This window comes from Stenotrophomonas maltophilia group sp. RNC7 (assembly GCF_030910085.1).
GTDB lineage: Bacteria > Pseudomonadota > Gammaproteobacteria > Xanthomonadales > Xanthomonadaceae > Stenotrophomonas > Stenotrophomonas sepilia.
On record NZ_JAVFVN010000348.1, the window covers coordinates 22,696 to 42,465 of the forward strand.

The following is a 19,770-nucleotide window of genomic DNA, read 5'->3' on the forward strand; positions in this document are numbered from 1 at the left end:
GGCGGCAGGGCTGCGCCCTGCACCTGCCGGATCAACGTCAACGTCAAAAGCGGGCTATCCGTGGGATGGCGGGGTGGGTCCGGTTGCGGGGGACGCTACAAGTACGTCCCTGTAAGCTCGGTCGCCGCATCCATGCGGCTCACGCCCCCGCAACCGGACCCACCCCGCCTTCGACAGTTTTCCGGTGGCCGGTAGATCCACGCCATGCGTGGATGAGCGTGGAAATGATCGAAGTACGCTTTTGTAGAGTCGAGCGATGCTCGACTGCTTCTGCTAGCGATTCCGGAACAGCTCCATCATCTCATCCACTTCCTCAGGTGCAATCTGACTCAGCATCCGCGCTGCACCGAAGTTTCCATGTTCCAAGGCGAGTATTGTCAACAGGCACGAGCTCATACGTTCATCATGCCTTCCCGTGACAATGCTCGCAGCAAATCGCGCGAGCTTCTGTAAAGCCTCCGAATACTCTGGCTCCACGACATCGAGAAGCGGAATGATGGCTTCCCGCCTCTGCATTTCAATCGAGATTGGCAGTCCAACGAAGTGAAACGTTAGCAACTCTGGCCATGTCAGAAGTGTTCTTACAATATGCGGCACAGCCGCAAACGAAGCGCTGTAGACGTCCCCTTGATGGCACAGGCTGTTCCACAACTCGTGCCAGGTGTCCTCGATCGGATCGTCTTCGGATCTTTCGTTTTTCGGGATACTGAGATTGGCCAGCAGCTCCGGAATGTCATCCGCAGCGCCATAGGCATGCTGCAGTTCGGCCCATCGTGGGTCATCCAGAGCGATAAGGGCCATGTGCCGGTTCCTGTGTCGTGGAATAGCAACGCAGGATAGGTAGCGCCAACGGCGTCATCAAACGGCAAATGCGACATCGGGGCGATGGGGTCAGAGCCCTTTCCCGATGGGAACGGGATCCGACCCCGATTCAGAACAAGGTGCCCTGCACCGTGGGCTGTTCGACACGCGTTGGTGCTTCAACCACGTCTTCCGCACCCAACCGCCAGGCCAGGCCGCCCAAGCGGCTGGCGTGCCGCTTCAGTGCGGCCTGCAGCACGTCGGCGCTGCAGGCCACATGCAGTACCTGGCGGGCGCGGGTCAGGCCGGTGTAGACCAGTTCGCGTGACAGCACGCGGCTGTCCTGGCGTGGCAGCTGCAACCACACTTCATCGAACTCCGAGCCCTGTGCCTTGTGCACGGTCATCGCAAAGGCGCTTTCGTGCGCGGGCAGTGCTGCGGGGTGGAAGGCGCGCGGCTGGTCGACGCTGTCGCCGGGGAACCAGGCCACCATCGCGCCGCTGCCATCGCGCAGGCAGATGCCGATATCGCCGTTGAACAGGCGGTGCCGGTAGCTGTTCTCGGTGACCAGCAGCAGGCGGCCCTGGAAGTAGCCCGGGGTGTTGCCTGCCAGCAGCTGTTCGATACGGCTGTTGAGCCCGCGCGCGCCCTGCGGGCCTTCGCGCAATGCGGTCAGCACGCGCAGGCGCCCGGCCTGCTGCAGGGCACTTACCGGATCAGCGGCCTCGGCCAGCGCGCGCCAGTGGCCGAGCAGATGCTCGCGTTGGCCACGCAATGGATCGGCTTCGCCTTCATGGAAATGCACGCCAGCCAGTGAACCGCCACGCAGCAGCTGCAGCGCGGTGCCGCTGTCGCCTTCACGCACGGCATGCGCCAGCGGTGCCAGGTCCAGCGCATCACTCTGCCGGTAGCCGCGTTGCAGCTGTACGCGACGGCCGGCGAAGGCGCGTGGTGCGGCCTGCGGCTGCAAGGTGGCCGGTGCCAGCAGGCCATGCAGCGCCAGCGCATCGTCGGCGCGGGTGCCGATGCCATCACCGCTGGCGCGCAGGATCGCGCTGAGCACATCACCGGCTTCGACCGACGGCAACTGATCGGGATCGCCGAGCAGGATCAGGCGGGTGCCGCTGGCAATCGCATCGACCAGCTTGGCCATCATCGGCAGATCGATCATCGACGCTTCGTCGACCACCACCACATCCACCGGCAGTGGATTATCAGCGTGGTGGCGGAAGCGCGGTGAATCGGGAATCACGCCGAGCAGGCGATGGAGGGTGGTGCCGGTACTGGGCAATGCCGCGCACAGCGTCGCATCCACTCCTTGTTCCTGCAGACGTTGCACGGCTACGCGAAGGCTCTCGGCCATGCGCTCGGCAGCGCGACCGGTCGGCGCGGCCAACGCCACCTCGGGCAGCGGCTGGCCGGCGTGCCGGGCCTGCGCGGCCAGCAGCAGCAACAGGCGTGCGATGGTGGTGGTCTTGCCTGTGCCGGGGCCGCCGGTGACCAGCGCCAGCGGATGGCGCAGCGTCACGCCGGCTGCGCGTGCCTGGTGATCTTCACCGCGCGATGCGTGCGCGAACAGCTGCGCGAACAACGGCGCCAACGCTGCCATGTCCGGCGCCGGCAGCGGATGCCGGCCGATGCGCTGCAGACCGGTGGCCAACTGGCGCTCGTACTCGCGGTAGCGGCGCAGGTAGAGCAGGCCGTTCTCCAGCACCAAGGGGGCATCCCCGGCGATGGCGTCAGCCTGCTCCGGCGTCGCCACCCAGGGCGATGCGCGCAGCTGCGCCAGCCAGGCCTGCGCGGCGGGCCACTCGGGCACGCCTTCCAGCAACCGCTGCGGTTGTGCCGGATCGAACGCGGCGTGGCCCTGCGACACCGCCAGCGAAGCCAGCGCCGCCGCCAGTGCCACACTGTCGGGCGTGTCGTCGCGCAGCCGCTGCAGGCTGGTCGCCAATGCATGGTCGAGGGTGCGCAGCAGGCCCTTCTGGTGCAGTTCCTTCAGCAGGTTCATGCGCTGGCTCCTCGGGCACGCGCGGCGAGCTGGGCCTGGGCCTGCTCGCCGCCGGCGAACAGCGCGTCGAGTGCATCCACCAGCGCGAACGGGAAACGATCCACGTGCACGCCATTGCCCGTGCCATCCAGGCCGCGGCAGAACAGGTAACGGATGCCGCCCATGTCGCGCTCGTAGTCGTAGGCGGCGCCCAGGCGGAAGCGCAGCCAGCGATGCAGGGCCACGGTGTAGATCAGCGCCTGCAGATCGTATTCGCTGTGGCGCATGGCAATGGCCAGCAGGTCCGGGCTGTAGCCGGGCAGGCGGTTGGACTTGTAGTCGAGCACGTACCACCGGCCATCACGCACGTAGGTCAGGTCGATCATGCCGGTCATCAGCCCCTCCAGGCGGCGGCGCTGGCCGAAGCCGCGGCGGCCACTGGAAACACCGTGCGCATGCAGCACCTGCAGCAGCGCCGGCACGGTGGTCGCCTCGATGGCGAAATGGAAGTCGATTTCGGCGCGGCGCTCGCCTTCACCGAGGCTGTACAGCGCACCGCCTTCGGGCAGCGGTACGGTCAGCGTGTGGCCCACCAGCGGCACCAGCACCGCTACGCCATCGTCCAGATCGACGTCGGCATAGCCCTCATCGTGCAGCGCCTTGCGCAGCACCTCGACCTGGCCCTCGGGAGCTTCCCGGCCTGGTTGCCAGTCAGCCCATGCGGCGAAGTCGACGTTTTCCATTGCCTCGTGCAGCACGTTGCCGAAGCGGCTGCCCATGAAACGCGAGTCGAGCGGCGCGCTGTCCTCGGCCACCGCGGCGGCTTCCGGCAGTGCCGGTTCCAGCGGCAGCTCCGGGCCGGTGGGTTCGTCGGCTGCCGGCGCCGGCAGCGCGGTGGCAGCGGCTTCGATGTCACTGCCCGCGCCGGCATCGGCGTGGGCCAGCTGGGTGAAGCTGTACACCCACCAGTCGTGCGGAACGCGCCGGGTCAGTGCACGCACCGCCGGAAGATCCCCTTCCACTTCGGCCGCCAGCTGCGGCAGCGCAGCCGGTACCTCACTGTCATCGATGCACACATCGGCATGCGCGCGCAGCGCCTGCAGGTCACCCAGCAGCGGTGCCAGCCGCGTCCTGCCGAGCCCGGCCAGATCACCCACGGCGATCCACAGCGCGTGCTCGGCGCGGGTCAGGCCGACATACAGCAGGCGCGCATCCTCGGCACGCTGCTCGCGCTCGCGCTGCGCAGTGGCCGCTTCCCAGGCCTCGTCCTTGCCCAGCTTCCAGTGCAGCTGGCGCTGGCCGCCCACATGCACCGTGCAGTGCGAGGCGGTGTTGGGCGCACCGCCGTCGATGCCCACGAAGGGCAGGAACACCAGCGGGTACTCCAGGCCCTTGCTCTTGTGCAGGGTGATGATCTGCACGCGGCGCGCATCCGATTCCAGGCGCAGCAGCTGCTGCTCGTCATCCTGGTCGGCGCTGGCCATCTGGCCCTGCAGCCAGTCCAGCAGGCCGTGCATGCCCAGCGCCTGCGCCGAGGCCTCCTGCAGCAGTTCGCCCAGCTGCAGGTAGTTGGTCAGGCGGCGCTCGCCATCGATCAGGGCCAGCAGGCGTTCGCCCTGCGCGGCGCAGACGTCGGCGATCACCGCGAACGGGCCGCCGCGCTGCCAGCGCTCGCGCCAATGCAGGAGCTGCGCCTGGAACCCGCGTTGCAGGTCGCCCTCGTGCTCCATCGCCGCGATCGCACTGGCGCGCTGGCCGAGCAGCACCGTGGCCAGCGCCGCGCGCAGGCGGCCCTCGTCAGCCGGCTGCAGCAGCGCCAGCAGCAGTGCACGCAGATCACGCGCTTCGCTGGTGGCGAACAGACTCTGCTTGCCCGCTGCCACGGCAGGAATGCCGACCGCGGCCAGCGCGCGCTGCACCAGCGTGGCCTCACGATGCGAGCGCACCAGCACCGCGATGTCACCCGGCTGTACCGGGCGCCCACGCAGCACCGCATTGCCGGCGCGCGCCGCGACCAGGATCTGGTGGATCGCCGCCACACAGGCCTGGGTCGCTGCTTCGCGCGAGGCATCGGCACTCATCGCCTTGTCACCGCCACTTCGCAGCACGCGCAGGGTGAGTGCCGGGGCGGCATGGCCGTCGCGCTGGTAGTCCGCATCGCTGCGCACGCCACCGGGCCGCACCGGCTCGAACTGGATGTCACGCTCGAGGAAGGCGTCTTCGCCACCGTTGTCGTACAGCGCCTGCAGCGCGCGCAGCACGGCCGGTCGCGAGCGGAAGTTCTGGTCAAGCACCGGCGCCTGTTGCGCCGCCCGCTTGGCCTTCAGGTAAGTGTGGATATCACCGCCACGGAAACCGTAGATCGCCTGCTTGGGATCGCCGATCAGGAACAGCGCCGGTGCCAGGCCGAGCTCGCGCACTTCCGGTGAATCGCCGAACACGGTGTGGAAAATGCCCCACTGACGGTCGTCGGTATCCTGGAACTCATCGACCAGCGCGATGCGGTACTGCGCGCGCAGCTGCTTGACCAATGCCAGCCGCTGCGGGCCTTCCAGGGCCAGTGCCACGCCATCGATCAGATCGTCGTAGGTCTGCACCCGGCGGGTGCGCTTCAGCGCCTGCAGGCGCTGTCTGGCTTCGTCGCGAAGCACGTGCAGGAAGTTCAATGCGGTGGCACGCAGCCAGGCATCGCGTTCGGCCAGAAGCGCGACATAGCGGGCCAACGGCGCCTGCAATGGCGACGATGGCGTGCGCTCGGCGAATTTCTTGTTGGTCTTGGCTGCCAGCGCCTCCGGCAGCAGTGCCGGCAGGCGCTCGCTGGTCAGCAGCTCGCGCGGGTCGGCGCGCTCGGCCCAGCCCAGCAGTTGCCGGCCCAGCGGGTGCAGCCAGCCCAGCTTGTACGACACGCCGTTGATCCATTTGTTGTCGACCGCATCGCAGAGGTCGATGAAGAACTGCTCGCCATGCTCGCGCACGCTTGCGGACAGCTCTTCGGCAACACCCTGCAGGGCGGCCTGCGGATCGGGCAGCGCCACCGCCTGTGGCAACGGGTGCAGCGGCGGCGCGGCCAGCAGCGCGCGCAGATCGGCGGCCAGTGCGTCCGGGGTGGACCACAGCCAGGTCAGCGGTTCCAGCGTGGCCGGGTCATTGGCATGTACCCGCCACAGGTCGGCCGCGAGCGCTTCCAGCAACTCACGGTCGCTGGCCAGCAGCTCCGGCGGATCAAAGGTGTGGCCGCTCTCCAGCGCATGCTCGCGCAGCACGCGGGTGCAGAAGCCATGGATGGTGAAGATGGACGCAAGGTCGATCTCATCGGCGGCGACCTGCAGGCGGCGCTTCAGTGCGGCGGCGCGCTCGGTACCTCCCTGCAGATGGCGCTGCAGCACCTCGCGGGTCAGCCGCACGTCCGGTGCTTCGCCTTCGACCGCTTCCAGATCGACCAGTCGCGCCGCCAGCGCCAGGCGCTCGCGGATGCGCTTGCGCAGTTCCTGGGTAGCCGCATCGGTGAAGGTCACCGCCAGGATCTGTCCGATGCGCAGGCCCTGCTCTACCACCAGGCGGGTAAACAGCGTAGCCAGGGTGAAGGTCTTGCCGGTACCGGCGCTGGCTTCGATCAGGCGGATGCCATCCAGCGGCAGGGCCAGATAGGGATCGACCGCCATGCACTGGGCTCGCTCATCGATGAAGGCGGGGCTCATGCGCTGCCCTCCTGGCGCGTTGCGGCGCCGAGGGTGCGGCCTTCGCGCACCGCGCTGAAGACCACCTGGCTGTTGCGCAGCAGGTCGGCATAACTGGCATCGGAGGCGAACGGGTCGGCACCCCGCAGCAGCAGCTGCCAGGCGTCGCTGCTGGATTCACCCCAGCTGCGGTCGCTGCCGTGCCACTGCTTCCAGCCCTCGCTGCGCTGTTTCTCTGCCGGCGCGTTGTACAGCGCCCAGCCCGTATACGGGGCAAAGCGCAGCGGCTCACGCAGGCCGCGCTGGCGCAACAGCAGCAGCGCGCGCAGCGCCGCGCGTGCAGCAGGCGCGCTCAGTGCCGGCAGTACATGCGGGCCGGGACCGGCGTCGCCGCCATCGTGGAACTGCACAAGGGGCAGTGCGTCGCCGGCGGCGTTGGCCAGCAGCCAGTCCAGGCCCTGGCGGATCACTACATTGCCATTGAGCGTGCCGGCACGCAGCCGCACCAGGCCTTCGGGATGCCGATCGGCCACGCGGCCGTGCAGGCGCACGCCATCGATGTCCACTTCGTAGCGACGGCTTTCCAGCGGCTCGCCCTGCATCCAGCCCAGCAACGCACTGGCATACGGGCGAGTCTTCAACTGCTCCACCTCGAACTGGCGCTGGCCCAATGGACCGGACGGCAGCAGGCCACGCGCGCGCAGCCGCGGGTACAACGGTTCGGTATCGCCACTGAGCGTGGCGCGCACCACCGCCGCCTGCACGCTGCGCTTTTCCGGGCCGCGCGATGACAGCACCAGCGGTTCCAGGTCATCAACTTCCCCGGCATCGTCGGCCAGGCGCAGGCCCATCGACTGTGCGAGGAACTGCCCGGCCGGGTCGCACAGGAAGCGGCGCAGGGTGTCGAGCGCGAGCTCGTCTTCCACGGCATCGTCGGGCGGCGGCGGCAGCGGGGCATCGAACCACGGCTGCAGGCCCCCACGCTGGCCGGTGAGGCGGCCGGCAGCGGGATGCCATTGCCGCCGATAGCTGAAGCGGCGTGGATCCCCCTCTCCGAACGCCGCCGGTGAGAACGGCTGCAGTGCATGGCGCACGGTAAAGTCGCGGACCGCCGCAGGCGGATCGAGGTGATACGCGGCGGCGGCATCGATCAGTTCACTGACCAGCACCGACGGCTCACGCACGCTGCCATCGCGTGGATCGGCGCCGAGGTAGCTGAGGTAGAACACCTCCTGCGCGGCGGCGAACAGCTGCAGGAACAGGAAGCGGTCGTCTTCGCGGGTGGAGCGATCGCCCGGGCGGCGGCGTGGCGTGTCCAGCTCGGCGGTGAGCTGGTTGAGGCCCGCGGCCGGGTCACGACGCGGGAAATCGCCATCATTGAGACCGAGCACGCAGATCACCCGGAACGGCAGCAGGCGCATCGGCACCATGCGGCCGAAACTGATGCCACCGGTCAGCAGCGGCGCGCGCGTATCGGACTCACCCAGTACACCGGCGAAGTGCGAACGCACCACCTCAGGCGGCACGCCGTCTTCGAACCCGGCCTTGGCGGCATCGTCGGCGAACTGATTCAGCAGCTTGCGCAGGCGCTCGAGGGCACGCTGGCTGTTGGGCGAGCTGGGCGCGGTCGGCAGCAGCGCGTCCAGCAGCGACAGCAGCCGTTGCCGCCACTGCGCCGGGGTCAGCAGCTCGCCGAGGCGACGCTGGTAGACCGCCAGCACGCGCAGCAGCCGCAGCAGCCGGTCCAGTGCTTCCAGCGCGCCGCCTTCCAGCTCGATCCACGGCGCCACGCCGGCCAGGTCCGCCTCGCTGCCGGTGGCGTGACCGAGCACCAGGCGGTCCAGTGCGAACTGCCAGGTGTAGGCGTCATCAGCCGGGGCCTGGTGCTGGTTGCGGTGCTTCGCATCCAGGCCCCAGCGTGCGCCGGCCTGCTGCAGCCAGCCATGCAGGCGATCGAAGTCCACTGCTTCCAGCCCGGCCGCTTCGGCCAGCGGCGCGCTGGCGAGCAGGTCCAGCACCTCGTTCAGGCCGAAACGCGAGACCGGCAGGCCCAGCAGGTGCACGAACACATCGGCCAGCGGCTCTCCTGCCAGTGGGCTGCTGTCGGCCAGCGCGTAGGGAATATGCTCCTCCTCGCCGCCGCGGCCGCCGAACACCGCCTCCAGGTACGGCACATAGGGATCGATGTCCGGCGCCAGCACCGCGATCTCGCGCGCCTGCAGCGGCGGGTCGAAGCGCGGGTCCTGCAGCAGGCTGCGCAACTGGTCGTGCAGCACCTGCAGCTCGCGCAGCCGGGTGTGGCAGGCATGCACCTGCAGGCTGGGGTCGTCGCTGCGCAGCCCATCGCGCAGCTCGCCCGAGGGCAGTGCGCGGCGGTGGAACAGATCGCGCTGCAGGCGATGCAGCAGGCTGTCGGACAGGCCGCCTTCGTCAAGGGTCGGCCGGGTGTCTTCTTCCGGATCCGAATACGCGGCAATCTCGCCGGCCGGGTGCACCACCTCGTAGCTGCCCAGCACCGCCATGAAGTCGCGGCCGGCCGCACCCCAGGCTTCCAGCAGGCGGTTCTCACCAGCCGCTTCACCGAAGGGATCGGGTGCGCCGCTGCGCAGGCGCTCGGCCAGCGTCTGCAGGTCACCCCAGTACGACTGCACCGGAGTGGGCATATAGAAGTGCAGCTCGCCCACCCGCGCCTGGGTGGCCATCACCCGCAGCACGTCGGGCGAGATGTTGAGCGTCGCGAACGCGGACATGCGCGGTGGCAGGCCCTGTGGCAGCGGCTGGCCGGCGCCCTCGAAGCGATCCAGGTACGCCTGGATGCGGCGCGCGCGGTAGTCGCGGCCATGGGCGATGGTGCGCCAGAGGATCGCCTGCGGGTCAGCCGGGTCGGCGCCGGCCTCCCAGCGCAGCAACCAGTCGCGGCGCCAGGCCTGGTACTTCTCGAACACCGACGCCAGTTCACCGGCCAGTGCCCACGGCTTCAGGGCGTCGCCGCCGGCAAGATAGGACTGCAGCGCGCGCATCGGTGGCTGCGCCAGCAGCGCCGGGTCGCGCAGTGCCTGGTACAGCTTCCAGTGCAGGCCCGCCGCGTCCAGGTCGTCGCGTTCGCCCGGCACATTGGCATTGAGTGCACGGGCAACGAACTCGCCCGGGGTCAGGAACTCGAGGTTGGCGGCCACGCCATATTCGGCAGCGAGTGTCGCTTGCAGCCAACGCCGCATCGCCACCTGCGGGATCAGCACCACCTCCGGCGCGAGCAACGGCTGGCCCGGAACAGGCTCACGCACGTTGCGCGCCAGCAGCGCAGCCAGCACGTCCAGGGAGTTGGAATGGTAGAGGCGGAAATCGCTGCCCGGGTCACTCATCGTGCACAGTGTGCAGCACGGCAGGCAGTATTCAATGGCCCGCCCATCGCCGGTACGGATTGTTCCGCGCTGCCAGCCGATTGTCCCGGCCTGGCAAGGGTCATGCCGTGCCACAATACTGGACCGTCCAGTCTGCTTATGTTCAGCCGATGGGCCCGATCCTTCGATGTCTAAAAAACGTTAATGGTGCCCATGTCGGCTTCCACCTCCAGTCTGGTGCAGTTATCCAACGTCCGCATCGACCGGAGCGGGCGCACGATCCTGCGCGACGTGTCGCTGCAGGTGCCCAAGGGCAGCATCACGGCCGTGCTGGGCCCGTCCGGCAGTGGCAAGTCCACCCTGCTGGCGGCACTGACCGGCGAACTGCGTCCGGTCGCCGGCGAGGTCACCCTGTTCGGCAAGCCGATCCCGCATGACAGCGGCGCGCTGCTGGAAATGCGCAAGAGCGTGGGTGTTCTGCTGCAGGGCAACGGCCTGCTGACCGATCTGACCGTCGCCGAAAACGTCGCGCTGCCGCTGCGCACGCATACCCGCCTGCCGACCGCCGTGCTGCGCCGCCTGGTGGAAATGAAGCTGCATGCCGTGGGTCTGCTGGCCGCTGCCGATGCCTGGCCGCGCGAACTGTCCGGCGGCATGGCGCGCCGCGTCGCGCTGGCCCGCGCGCTGGCACTGGATCCGCCACTGATGATCTACGACGAGCCGCTGACCGGGCTGGACCCGATCGCCTCCGGCGTGATCATGAGCCTGATCCAGCGCCTCAACCACAGCCTGGGCCTGACCAGCATCATCGTCAGTCACCACGTGCACGAGACCCTGCCGATCTGCGACCAGGTGATCGCCATCGCCAATGGCGGCATCGTGTTCCAGGGCACGCCCGAGGCGCTGCAGTCCAGCCAGGACCCGCTGCTGCGGCAGTTCCTGCACGGCCAGCCCGATGGCCCCATTCCGTTCGATGCCGCGCCGCGCGCGAGGGTCGCCTGATGCCGTTCGTCCAAGCCACCCGCTCGCTGGGTCGCGCCGGCCTGTTCTCGCTGACCGTGCTGCGTGGTTCGCTGCCGACCCGTGATTTCCTGGCCGAGCTGACCCGCGAGATCTACAAGATCGGCGCACGCTCGCTGCCGATCATCGCCGTCGGTGGTGCCTTCGTCGGCCTGGTGCTGACCCTGCAGGGCTACCGCACGCTGACCACCTTCGGTGCGGCCGACGCGCTGTCGACCCTGCTCGGCCTGTCGCTGTACCGGGAACTGGCGCCGGTGCTGACCGCGCTGCTGTTCATCGGCCGCGCCGGCAGCTCGATCGCCGCCGAACTGGGCCTGATGCGCGCCACCGACCAGATCAAGGCACTGGAGCTGATGGCGATCGACCCGGTGGCCAAAGCCGTCGCACCGCGCTTCTGGGCGGCGGTGCTGACCGTGCCACTGCTGACCGGCATCTTCTGCTCGCTGGCGATCAGCGCCAGCTACTTCGAAGCGGTGCATGTGCTGGGCCTGGACAATGGCGTGTTCTGGTCGGCACTGCGCAACAGCGTCGATTTCTGGGATGACTTCGGCGTGGCGATGCTGAAGTCGGCGATCTTCGGCGGCACCGCAGCGCTGGTCGCCGCCTATGTTGGTTTCCACGCCGAGCCGACCATCGAGGGCACCTCGGTGGCGACCACCCGTGCGGTGGTCAATGCCTCGCTGCTGGTGCTGATGTTCAACTTCGTGCTGTCGGCAATGTTGTTCACCTAACCCCTCCACCGGCGGTGCGCAGGCGCGCGCGGCCACCACGACTCGATCAGGTAATCCACATGGCCATCCGCGGTCCCAGACTCGAATTCTCTGTTGGCGCATTCCTGCTGCTGGCCCTGGCCTCGCTGATGGTGCTGGCCGTGGCCTCGACCAACCAGCGCTGGAGCTGGGGCAGCCAGGGCTACGAGCTGAAGGCGCGCTTCTCCCAGGTCGGCCAGCTGCGCAAGCAGGCGCCGGTGAAGATCGGCGGCGTCACCGTCGGCCAGGTCGCCTCGATCGACCTGGATCCGGTGAAGTTCGAATCCATCGTGACCCTGCGCATGGACAGCAAGGTCAAGGACCTGCCGGCGGACACCTCGGCGGGCATCTTCACCAGTGGTTTGCTCGGCGAGAGCTATATCGGTCTGCAGCCGGGCGGTGACCCGGACGTGCTGAAGGCCGGTGACGAGATCGTCTTCACCCAGCCGGCGGTGGACCTGATCCAGCTGGTCGGCAAGTACATGTTCAGTGGCGGCGCCGGTGGCGGCGCTGCTCAGAAGCCCAACGATGGCGCGCAGGCGCCTGCAACGGAACCGCAACCATGAAAATGAAACTGATCCCCGCCCTGCTCGCCTCGGCGCTGCTGATGGCCACCCCGTTCCTTGCCCAGGCCCAGGCCGCCGCCCCCGCCGCTGCCGCAGCGCAGGGCCAGGCCGGCAAGGTGGTGATCGATGCCAGCACGCGCATTCTCACCACGCTGCAGCAGCGCCGCAGCGAGTTCAGCAGCAACCCGGCCAGCCTGCGCAGCTACATCGACAGCGAACTGAACCGCACCTTTGACCGCGACTATGCGGCACGCCTGGTGCTGGGCCCGCACGCCCGCGGCGCCTCCGACGCCGACATCAAGCTGTTCGCCGATGCGATGGCCGACAGCCTGATGCAGCGCTACGGTTCGACCCTGCTCAACATCCAGGGCAAGCCGAGCTTCCGCCTGAAGGGTGAAAGCCCGCTGCCGGGCAACCGTGGCGTGCGCGTCAGCACCGAACTGGTGCGCGCCGGCAACGAACCGACCCCGGTCGAGTACTGGATGCGCAACGTGAACGGCCAGTGGAAGATCTTCGACGTCAACATCGAAGGCATTTCCTACGTGCAGACCTTCCGCAACCAGTTCGATACGCCCTTGCGCCAGAAGGGCATCAAGCAGGTGGCCAGCGAGCTGCACAGCGGCAGCATGCAGGCCGGGCCGGCGGGCAATGGCAAGTAACGCACTGGCGCTGCTGGAAGGCGACACCCTGCGCCTGCGCGGGGTGCTCGACCGTGCCGCGGTGATTGCACTGTGGCCGCAACTGCAGGCCCTGCCAGCCAAGCTGGCGCGGCTGGAGCTGGGCGAGGTCGAGCGCGTGGACAGCGCCGGCCTGGCCCTGCTGGCCGAACTGGCCTCCCGGGCACGCAAGGCGGGCCATGCGCTGGCCATTTCCGGCGCGCCGGCCGGCTTCAACGAGCTGAGCGCGGCCTACCGGCTGTCGCCCGACCTGGACTTCAACGCTACTTCTGCTGCGAGCTGACATGAACGTCGTACGCACTTTCCCCCTGATCCTCCTGGCCATCGCCCTGACCGCCTGTGCCGGCAAGCCCGCGCGCAGCGACGCACCGGTCGCCAGCACCGTGGTCGCGGCCGGCGCTCCCGCCGAAGCGGCGCCCGCCGACACCGGCGTGACCGAGGTGGCCCCGGTGGACAGCCCGCCGATCGCCACCGCTGCGGCGCCGACCCCGCCCGCAACCAGTGCCGATGCCGATGCGGCCAAGACCGCCGCGGCCACTGCACCGGGCGGTGATGATGATTTCGATGCCCTGTACGGTGGTGCCAGCAACACCGGCAGTGCGGCCGCCTATGACCCGTGGGAACCGTTCAACCGCAAGGTGCACAAGTTCAACAACGCGGTCGACCGTGGCATCGCCCGCCCGCTGGCCACGGCCTACACCCACGTGGTGCCGCGCTTCGCGCGTACCGGCGTCAGCAACTTCTTCAGCAACCTGCGCGCACCGGTGACCATCACCAACCAGCTGCTGCAGGGCCGCGGTGCCGATGCGTGGGACAGCCTCGGCCGCTTCCTGATGAACAGCACGCTGGGCATCGGTGGCCTGTTCGATCCGGCCAGCAAGGCGATGGTGCCGCGTCGCAATGAAGATTTTGGCCAGACCCTGGGTGCCTGGGGCTGGCGTCGTTCGCGCTACGTGGAACTGCCGTTCTTCGGCCCGCGTACCGTGCGCGATGTGTTCGGCCTGGCCGGTGACATCCCGTTGTCGCCGATCCGCCGCATCGAGGAAGACAAGGTCCGCATCGGCCTGCAGGGCCTGCAGCTGGTCGACACCCGCGCACAGCTGCTGGCGATCGATGATCTGCGCGACACCGCCGTGGACGAGTACTCGCTGGTGCGCGATGCGTGGATGCAGCGCCGCAACTACCAGATCGAGAACGACCTGCGCAGCAAGCGCGACCGCGGCCATGACGATGCCAATTCGCCGATCCCCGTGGATGCGATGCCGATGCCGAACTGGAGCAACTGATCGCTGCAACCCGTGCATGAAAAAACCCCGCCTCGGCGGGGTTTTTCTTTTCCGGCAGGTGCCAACCCGGATTGGCACGCTTTGCTCAGGCCACCAGCGCGGCCTCGATGGCGTCGCGCAGGCGCACGTCATCGGCCGCCACGTCCGGGGCAAAGCGTGCAATCACCTTGCCATCACGGCCGACCAGGAACTTCTCGAAGTTCCACAGCACCGCCGGTGCCGGATGGATCGGGATCTCCTTGCTGGCCAGGCGCTCGCGCAGCGGGCCTTCGCCGATCGACTGCGGCTGCGCGGCGGTCAGCTGCTGGTACAGCGGGTGGGTGTCCTCGCCAGCCACGCTGATCTTGGAGAACATCGGGAAACTGACATCGTAGGTGAGCTGGCAGAACTGCTGGATCTCGGCCTCGCTGCCCGGCTCCTGGCCAAGGAAGTTGTTGGCGGGGAAGCCCAGCACTTCCAGGCCCTGCGCATGCTTTTCCGCATACAGCGCCTGCAGGCCTTCGTACTGCGGGGTCAGGCCGCACTTGGAGGCGACGTTGACCAGCAGCAGCACCTTGCCCTGGTAGTCGGCAAGCGAGGACGGCTGGCCGTCGATGGTGGTGAGGGGAATGTCCTGGATCGGGGTGCTCACGCGGGGCTCCGGCTACGGCGGGAATGGCCCACCAGCATAGCGCCGCGCGCGCAGTTGTAGAGCCGAGCCTACGCTCGGCTGCTGTGGCATCAGCCGAGCGTGGGCTCGGCTCTACAGGCAGGATTCAATCCACGCAGATCATGCCCTGCGCCTTGCCGTCCTCGATACGCTGGCGGCAACCGAAGTTCTGGCTGGCATCACGCTGGCAGGTACCGGACGCCGCATCGCCGGCCAGTGCCTCGCCTGCGGCCAGGCACTGGCCCGTGCAGTCGCTTTTGCGGCTGCAGGCCTTGCCGGCGTCGGCATAGGGAATCACGCATTGCTCGCGCTGCAGCCGGCCGAGCCGCTGCAGGGTGCCACCGGCGGCCTGGCAGTCGACGTCGCGTGCTTCGCGGTAGGCCTCGACCGCTTCGGGGGTGCTGGAGGCGGCCTGCGTGGTCGTGCCCACGGTCGTTGGCGCGCTGCCGCAGGCGGCGAGCAGCGCGGTCAGGACAAGGCTGGTGAAGCGGGGCAGGCGCATGGCGGTACCTGGTCGAAGCGGACAGGCCGCCAGCATACCCATCGGCGATGCAGGCGGCGTGTCAGCGTGGCTCAGGCCTCATCGCCCTCGCCGTCACTGCCTTCCTCCTCGGCCACCGCATCACCCTCGGCCAGGTCGCCGAGCAGCGACTGCGCCTGTTCGGACGCCAGCGACTCCACGCCACGCAGGCGGCGTTCGATGGTGCGGGTCTTGCGGCTGGCCTCGCCGATGCTGCGGCCAACGGTAGTGATCTGCTTCTCGGCCTTTTCCAGGATGCCGGCGAACTTCCCGAACTCGCTCTTGACCGCACCCAGCAGGCTCCACACTTCGCTGGATCGCTTTTCAATGGCCAGCGTGCGAAAGCCCATCTGCAGGCTGTTGAGCAACGCAGTGACCGTGGTCGGTCCGGCCACCACCACACGGTGCTCGCGCTGCAGCAGGTCAACCAGGCCCGGGCGCCGGATCACCTCGGCATACAGGCCTTCGGTGGGCAGGAACATCACCGCGAAGTCCGTAGTGTGCGGTGGCACGATGTACTTGTCGCAGATCGACTTGGCCTGCACGCGCACCGCGCGCTCCAGCTGGATGCCCTGCAGGCGCACGCCTTCGGCATCGCCCTGTTCCTGTGCGTCCAGCAGGCGCTCGTAGTCCTCGCGCGGGAACTTGGAGTCGATCGGCAGCCACACCGGCGTGTCGTCGCTGCTGCGGCCCGGCAGGCGCACCGCGATATCGACCATCTCGCCACTCTCCGGGCGCACCTTCACCGCACGCGCATACTGCTCCTGGGTGAGCGTCTGCTCGAGGATGTTCTCCAGTTGCACTTCACCCCAGCTGCCGCGGTTCTTGACGTTGGTCAGCACGCGCTTGAGGTCGCCGACGCCGGTGGCCAGCTGCTGCATCTCGCCGAGGCCACGCTGCACCTGTTCCAGGCGCTCGGAGACGAGCTTGAAGGAATTGCCCAGCCGCGTTTCCAGCGTCGACTGCAGCTTCTCGTCCACGGTGTGGCGCATCTGCTCCAGCTTCTGCGCGTTGTCGTTCTGCAGCGCGCGCAGCTGTTCCTCCAGCGTGGCGCGCATCTCGGCGATGCGCTGCTCGTTGCGCTGTGTCAGTTCCTGCAGGCGCAGGCCCAGACTGTCGGTCAGGCGCTGCTGCGACAGCGCGCCCTCCTCGCGGCCCTTGCGTGCATCGTCCACCAGGGTCTGGCGCAGCGCCCCGAGCTGGGTATCGGTGCGCGCAGTGAGCTCCTGCAGCTGCTGGCCAAACGCATGGATGCGTGCCTCCTGCTGCTGGCCGAAGGTCTCCAGCTGGCCGCGCAGTTCCTGCAGCCGCTGCCCCATCAATGCTGCGCCGCGCTGCTGGCTGTCGGCCACTTCGGCGCGCGCTTTGCGGGCATCTTCGCCCAGCGCTTCGCGCAGCAGGTCCAGGCGCTGATCGGTGCGGGTGGACAGATCGGTCAGCGCGCGGGCGAAGCCATCGAGCTGTTCGCGCAGTTCGCTGCGCCCGGCGCGCGCCTCCTCGCGCACGGCCTGTTCCAGGCGGTCATGCGGCGGGCGGCGCAGCAGGGCGACCAGCTGCAGGATGAGCACGGCCAATAGAAGGCCGGCAATGAGCAGGTATTCGGTTTGCATGGGGCAAGTGTAGGCTGGCCGAGTCTCAGCTGCTGCGTCAGGACCATGCTCGCTCTGTACGGAAAGCCGACCTCCATCAACGTGCGCAAGGTGCTGTGGCTGTGCGCCGGCCTCGACCTGCCACTCCAGCACGAGCCAGAACCACCGGCGGACCTGCTGGCCACGTTGAATCCGAACCGGCAGGTGCCGGTCCTGCGCGATGGCGGCTTCGTGCTGTGGGAATCGAACAGCATCTGCCGCTACCTGGCCGCACGTGCTGGCCGTGATGACCTGCTGCCCGGTACGGCGCAGGGCCGCGCCCAGGTCGAGCAGTGGATGGACTGGCAGGCCAGCGACCTCAACAACGCCTGGCGGCACGTGTTCATGGCGCGCGTGCGCCAGCATCCGGACTACCCGGACGATGCCCGCGCCGAGGCCAGCCTGGCGCAGTGGAACCGGCTGATGGCTGTGCTTGATGCACAGCTGGCCGCCACCAACGGCTACGTGGCGGGCAACGCCTTCACCCTGGCCGACATCGTGCTCGGGCTGTCGGCCCAGCGCTGGCGCAGCACACCCGGCAACAAGCCCGTGCTGCCACACCTCTCGGCGTGGTTCGAACGGCTGCGCGAGCAACCGGGCTTCACCGCCCACGTCGACAACGGCGTGGCCTGAGGGGAGGTGCCGGCCGCTGTTAGCAGGTGTCGACCTGGGTCGACACGGTGGATCCATGCCATTCGTGGATGAATCTCTGTAGAGCCGAGCCCATGCTCGGCTGAGCGGCGTGCGCTGACGGCAGCCGAGCGTGGGCTCGGCTCTACAGGAAAAACCGGGTGTTACCAGCCTTCCAGCACGATCTTGCCCTTGGCGCGCTGGCTTTCCAGCAGCGCGTGGGCACGCCGCAGGTTGGCCGCGTCGATGCGCCCGAAGTGCTCGCCCAGGGTGGTGTGCAGCACGCCCGTATCGATCAGCTCGGCCACACGGTTCAACAGGTCGTGCTGGCGCTGCATGTCGGCGGTGCGGTACAGCGGCCGGGTGAACATCGACTCCCAGTGCAGTGACAGTGCCTTGCGCTTGAGCGCCATCACGTCCATCTGGCCCGGGTCATCGATCAGCCCCAGTTGGCCCTGCGGTGCCAGCAGTTCGACGATCTGCGCGTAGTACTGGTCGGAGTGGGTCAGGCTGGCGACATGCTGCACCTCGCTGATGCCGAGCCGCGCCAGTCCCTCGGCCAGCGGCAGGCTGTGGTCGATCACGTGGTGTGCCCCCATTGCGTACGCCCAGTCCTGGGTATCCGGGCGCGAGGCGGTGCCGATCACGGTCAGCCTGGTCAGCTTCCGTGCCAGCTGCACCAGGATCGAACCAACACCACCGGCAGCACCGATCACCAGCAGGGTCTGGCCTTCGCCACCACCCTCCGGGATGCGCAGGCGGTCGAACAGCAGCTCCCAGGCGGTGATTGCAGTCAGTGGCAACGCTGCGGCGGCGGCATCGTCGAGACTGGCCGGCTTGCGCCCGACGCTGCGCTCGTCCACCAGCTGGTACTGCGCATTGCTGCCCGGGCGGTCGATGACGCCGGCATAGTAGACCGCGTCGCCGGGCTGGAACAGGGTCACCTCGCTGCCCACCGCATCAACAATGCCGACCGCATCCCAGCCCAGCACGCGCGGGCCGTCGGTGGCCACGCCACGGCGGACCTTGGTGTCGACCGGGTTCACCGCCACCGCGCGTACCGCCACCCGCAGGTCACGCGGGCCGGGCTGCGGCAGTTCCAGTTCAATGTCGATCAGGGCCTGGGCGTCATCGATCGGCAGGCCGGCTTGGGTGTAGGCAATGGCGCGCATGGCAGCGGTCCAGTGGGGAAGGAGGCGACAGGTTGCGCCGCACGCGGTCCCTCGGAAAGGCGCAGAATCGGGCAGCACTTTCACTCTGGCGATGAAGATGATCCGCTTCGACGATCTGCAGCTGTTCGTCCGTACTGCCGCACTGGGCAGCTTCTCGCAGGCGGCCCGCGAAGCCGACCTGCTGCCGGGGCAGGTTGCTGCGGCGGTGGCGCGGCTGGAACGCGAGCTGGACCTGCGCCTGTTCGTGCGCACCACGCGCAGCCTGCGCCTGACCGGCGAGGGGGCGCTGTACCTGCCGTATGCGCAGGAGGTGCTGGCCACCCTGCGCGAGGGCCAGGCGCGCGTGCAGGGCGAAGACACCGAACTGCACGGCACCCTGCAGCTGTCGGCGCCGTCGGACTTCGGTCGAAATCTGCTGCTGCCCTGGCTGAGCGCCTTTCGCGCCGCGCACCCCCGGCTGCGCCTGCACCTGCGCCTGTCCGACGAAGTGGCCGACGTGTTCCGCGACCCGGTCGACGTGGCCATCCGCATCGGCCACTTCGACGACGCCAACTACGTGGCCCTGCCCCTGCTGGAAGGCAATCGGCGCGTACTCGCGGCGTCACCCGGCTATCTGCAGCGGCGCGGCACGCCCACGCGCCTGGAGGATCTGCGCGAGCATGATTGCCTGGTCTACCAGCTCAGTGGCCGCGCCTATGATCGCTGGTCGTTCGAGGTCGACGGGCGCCGCAGCGTGATTCCGGTGCGCGGCCCGCTGGTCTGCGATGACGCCGATGTGGTGCGGCGCTGGGCGGTGGCCGGCGAAGGCATCACCTACAAATCCTGGCTGGACCTGCGCGAGGATGTGCTCGCAGGACGCCTGCAGCTGCTGCTCGACGGCATCGGCAGCCACATACCGTTGCAGCTGGTCTGCCCGCACCGCAAACAGTTCTCGCCGGCGGTGCGGCAGCTGCACGCGCAGCTGCGCCAGCACCTGCAACCTCTGCTGTCTGGCATGCCCGAGGGTCCTGCCGGCCCCCTGTCGCCAGTCCCGGCGCTGGCCGACAATGGCGGCCCCCCGTAAG

The 19,770-nt window shown here is 68.4% G+C and carries 15 protein-coding genes and 1 pseudogene; 8 read left to right on the plus strand and 8 right to left on the minus strand.

All coding sequences use genetic code 11. From position 1 onward, the window contains the following. Window positions 1–273 precede the first annotated feature (273 nt). The 4 genes from RCF13_RS05535 to recC form a co-directional block, all read right to left on the minus strand. Window positions 274–801, minus strand: coding sequence for a hypothetical protein (locus RCF13_RS05535; RefSeq protein WP_134969383.1), 528 nt, complete (start codon window positions 799–801; stop codon window positions 274–276). A gap of 130 nt (window positions 802–931) precedes the next feature. Continuing rightward, window positions 932–2,812: an exodeoxyribonuclease V subunit alpha gene (recD, locus tag RCF13_RS05540; protein WP_231352413.1), complete on the minus strand. Its 1,881-nt coding sequence runs from the start codon at window positions 2,810–2,812 to the stop codon at window positions 932–934. Then, entirely contained in the window at window positions 2,809–6,489 is a 3,681-nt protein-coding gene (gene recB, locus RCF13_RS05545; RefSeq protein WP_231352415.1) for an exodeoxyribonuclease V subunit beta, read from the minus strand. The genes recD and recB overlap by 4 nt, the downstream gene beginning before the upstream one ends. Beyond that, window positions 6,486–9,830: an exodeoxyribonuclease V subunit gamma gene (recC, locus tag RCF13_RS05550; protein WP_231352416.1), complete on the minus strand. Its 3,345-nt coding sequence runs from the start codon at window positions 9,828–9,830 to the stop codon at window positions 6,486–6,488. The genes recB and recC overlap by 4 nt, the downstream gene beginning before the upstream one ends. A gap of 192 nt (window positions 9,831–10,022) precedes the next feature. Here recC and RCF13_RS05555 point away from each other — a divergent pair, with 192 nt between their 5' ends. The 6 genes and pseudogenes from RCF13_RS05555 to RCF13_RS05580 all read left to right on the plus strand — a co-directional run bounded on the left by RCF13_RS05555 (window position 10,023) and on the right by RCF13_RS05580 (window position 14,107). Then, the gene (locus RCF13_RS05555; RefSeq protein ID WP_014039019.1) at window positions 10,023–10,811 is read left to right on the plus strand and encodes an ATP-binding cassette domain-containing protein; all 789 of its coding nucleotides are present in this window, start codon (window positions 10,023–10,025) and stop codon (window positions 10,809–10,811) included. After that, window positions 10,811–11,560: an MlaE family lipid ABC transporter permease subunit gene (locus RCF13_RS05560; RefSeq protein ID WP_005414955.1), complete on the plus strand. Its 750-nt coding sequence runs from the start codon at window positions 10,811–10,813 to the stop codon at window positions 11,558–11,560. The genes RCF13_RS05555 and RCF13_RS05560 overlap by 1 nt, the downstream gene beginning before the upstream one ends. Before the next feature lie 59 nt (window positions 11,561–11,619). Continuing rightward, window positions 11,620–12,084, plus strand: a pseudogene (gene mlaD / locus RCF13_RS05565) (outer membrane lipid asymmetry maintenance protein MlaD); the annotation flags it as partial. 56 nt (window positions 12,085–12,140) lie between these two features. Then, entirely contained in the window at window positions 12,141–12,803 is a 663-nt protein-coding gene (locus RCF13_RS05570) for an ABC transporter substrate-binding protein (protein ID WP_061480753.1), read from the plus strand. Continuing rightward, complete coding sequence (locus RCF13_RS05575) at window positions 12,793–13,104, plus strand: STAS domain-containing protein (RefSeq protein WP_049417176.1); 312 nt, start codon at window positions 12,793–12,795, stop codon at window positions 13,102–13,104. Before RCF13_RS05570 ends, RCF13_RS05575 begins: the two co-directional genes overlap by 11 nt. A gap of 1 nt (window position 13,105) precedes the next feature. Then, window positions 13,106–14,107 carry a VacJ family lipoprotein gene (locus tag RCF13_RS05580; RefSeq protein WP_154351674.1) on the plus strand — a complete coding sequence of 334 codons (1,002 nt, stop codon included), beginning with the start codon at window positions 13,106–13,108 and terminating at the stop codon, window positions 14,105–14,107. An 85-nt stretch (window positions 14,108–14,192) separates the two neighbouring features. Here RCF13_RS05580 and RCF13_RS05585 read toward each other — a convergent pair whose 3' ends face one another. The 3 genes from RCF13_RS05585 to rmuC form a co-directional block, all read right to left on the minus strand. Beyond that, on the minus strand, window positions 14,193–14,738 hold the full coding sequence (locus RCF13_RS05585; protein WP_061480417.1) for a glutathione peroxidase: 546 nt from the start codon (window positions 14,736–14,738) through the stop codon (window positions 14,193–14,195). Between the two features lie 124 nt (window positions 14,739–14,862). After that, window positions 14,863–15,258: a hypothetical protein gene (locus RCF13_RS05590; RefSeq protein ID WP_061480418.1), complete on the minus strand. Its 396-nt coding sequence runs from the start codon at window positions 15,256–15,258 to the stop codon at window positions 14,863–14,865. A gap of 71 nt (window positions 15,259–15,329) precedes the next feature. After that, window positions 15,330–16,886 carry a DNA recombination protein RmuC gene (gene rmuC, locus RCF13_RS05595; protein ID WP_134968182.1) on the minus strand — a complete coding sequence of 519 codons (1,557 nt, stop codon included), beginning with the start codon at window positions 16,884–16,886 and terminating at the stop codon, window positions 15,330–15,332. Window positions 16,887–16,931: 45 nt separating this feature from the next. Between rmuC and RCF13_RS05600 the strand changes: the two genes are divergently transcribed. Next, complete coding sequence (locus RCF13_RS05600; RefSeq protein WP_134968181.1) at window positions 16,932–17,537, plus strand: glutathione S-transferase N-terminal domain-containing protein; 606 nt, start codon at window positions 16,932–16,934, stop codon at window positions 17,535–17,537. A 161-nt stretch (window positions 17,538–17,698) separates the two neighbouring features. On the opposite strand, the gene RCF13_RS05605 is transcribed toward RCF13_RS05600, so the two are convergent. Continuing rightward, a complete protein-coding gene (locus tag RCF13_RS05605) occupies window positions 17,699–18,706 on the minus strand; it encodes a zinc-binding alcohol dehydrogenase family protein (protein ID WP_134968180.1) in 1,008 nt (335 codons plus the stop codon). 91 nt (window positions 18,707–18,797) lie between these two features. On the opposite strand from RCF13_RS05605, the gene RCF13_RS05610 reads away from it, so the two are divergent. Next, a complete protein-coding gene (locus tag RCF13_RS05610) occupies window positions 18,798–19,769 on the plus strand; it encodes a LysR family transcriptional regulator (protein WP_134968179.1) in 972 nt (323 codons plus the stop codon). Window position 19,770 lies beyond the last annotated feature (1 nt).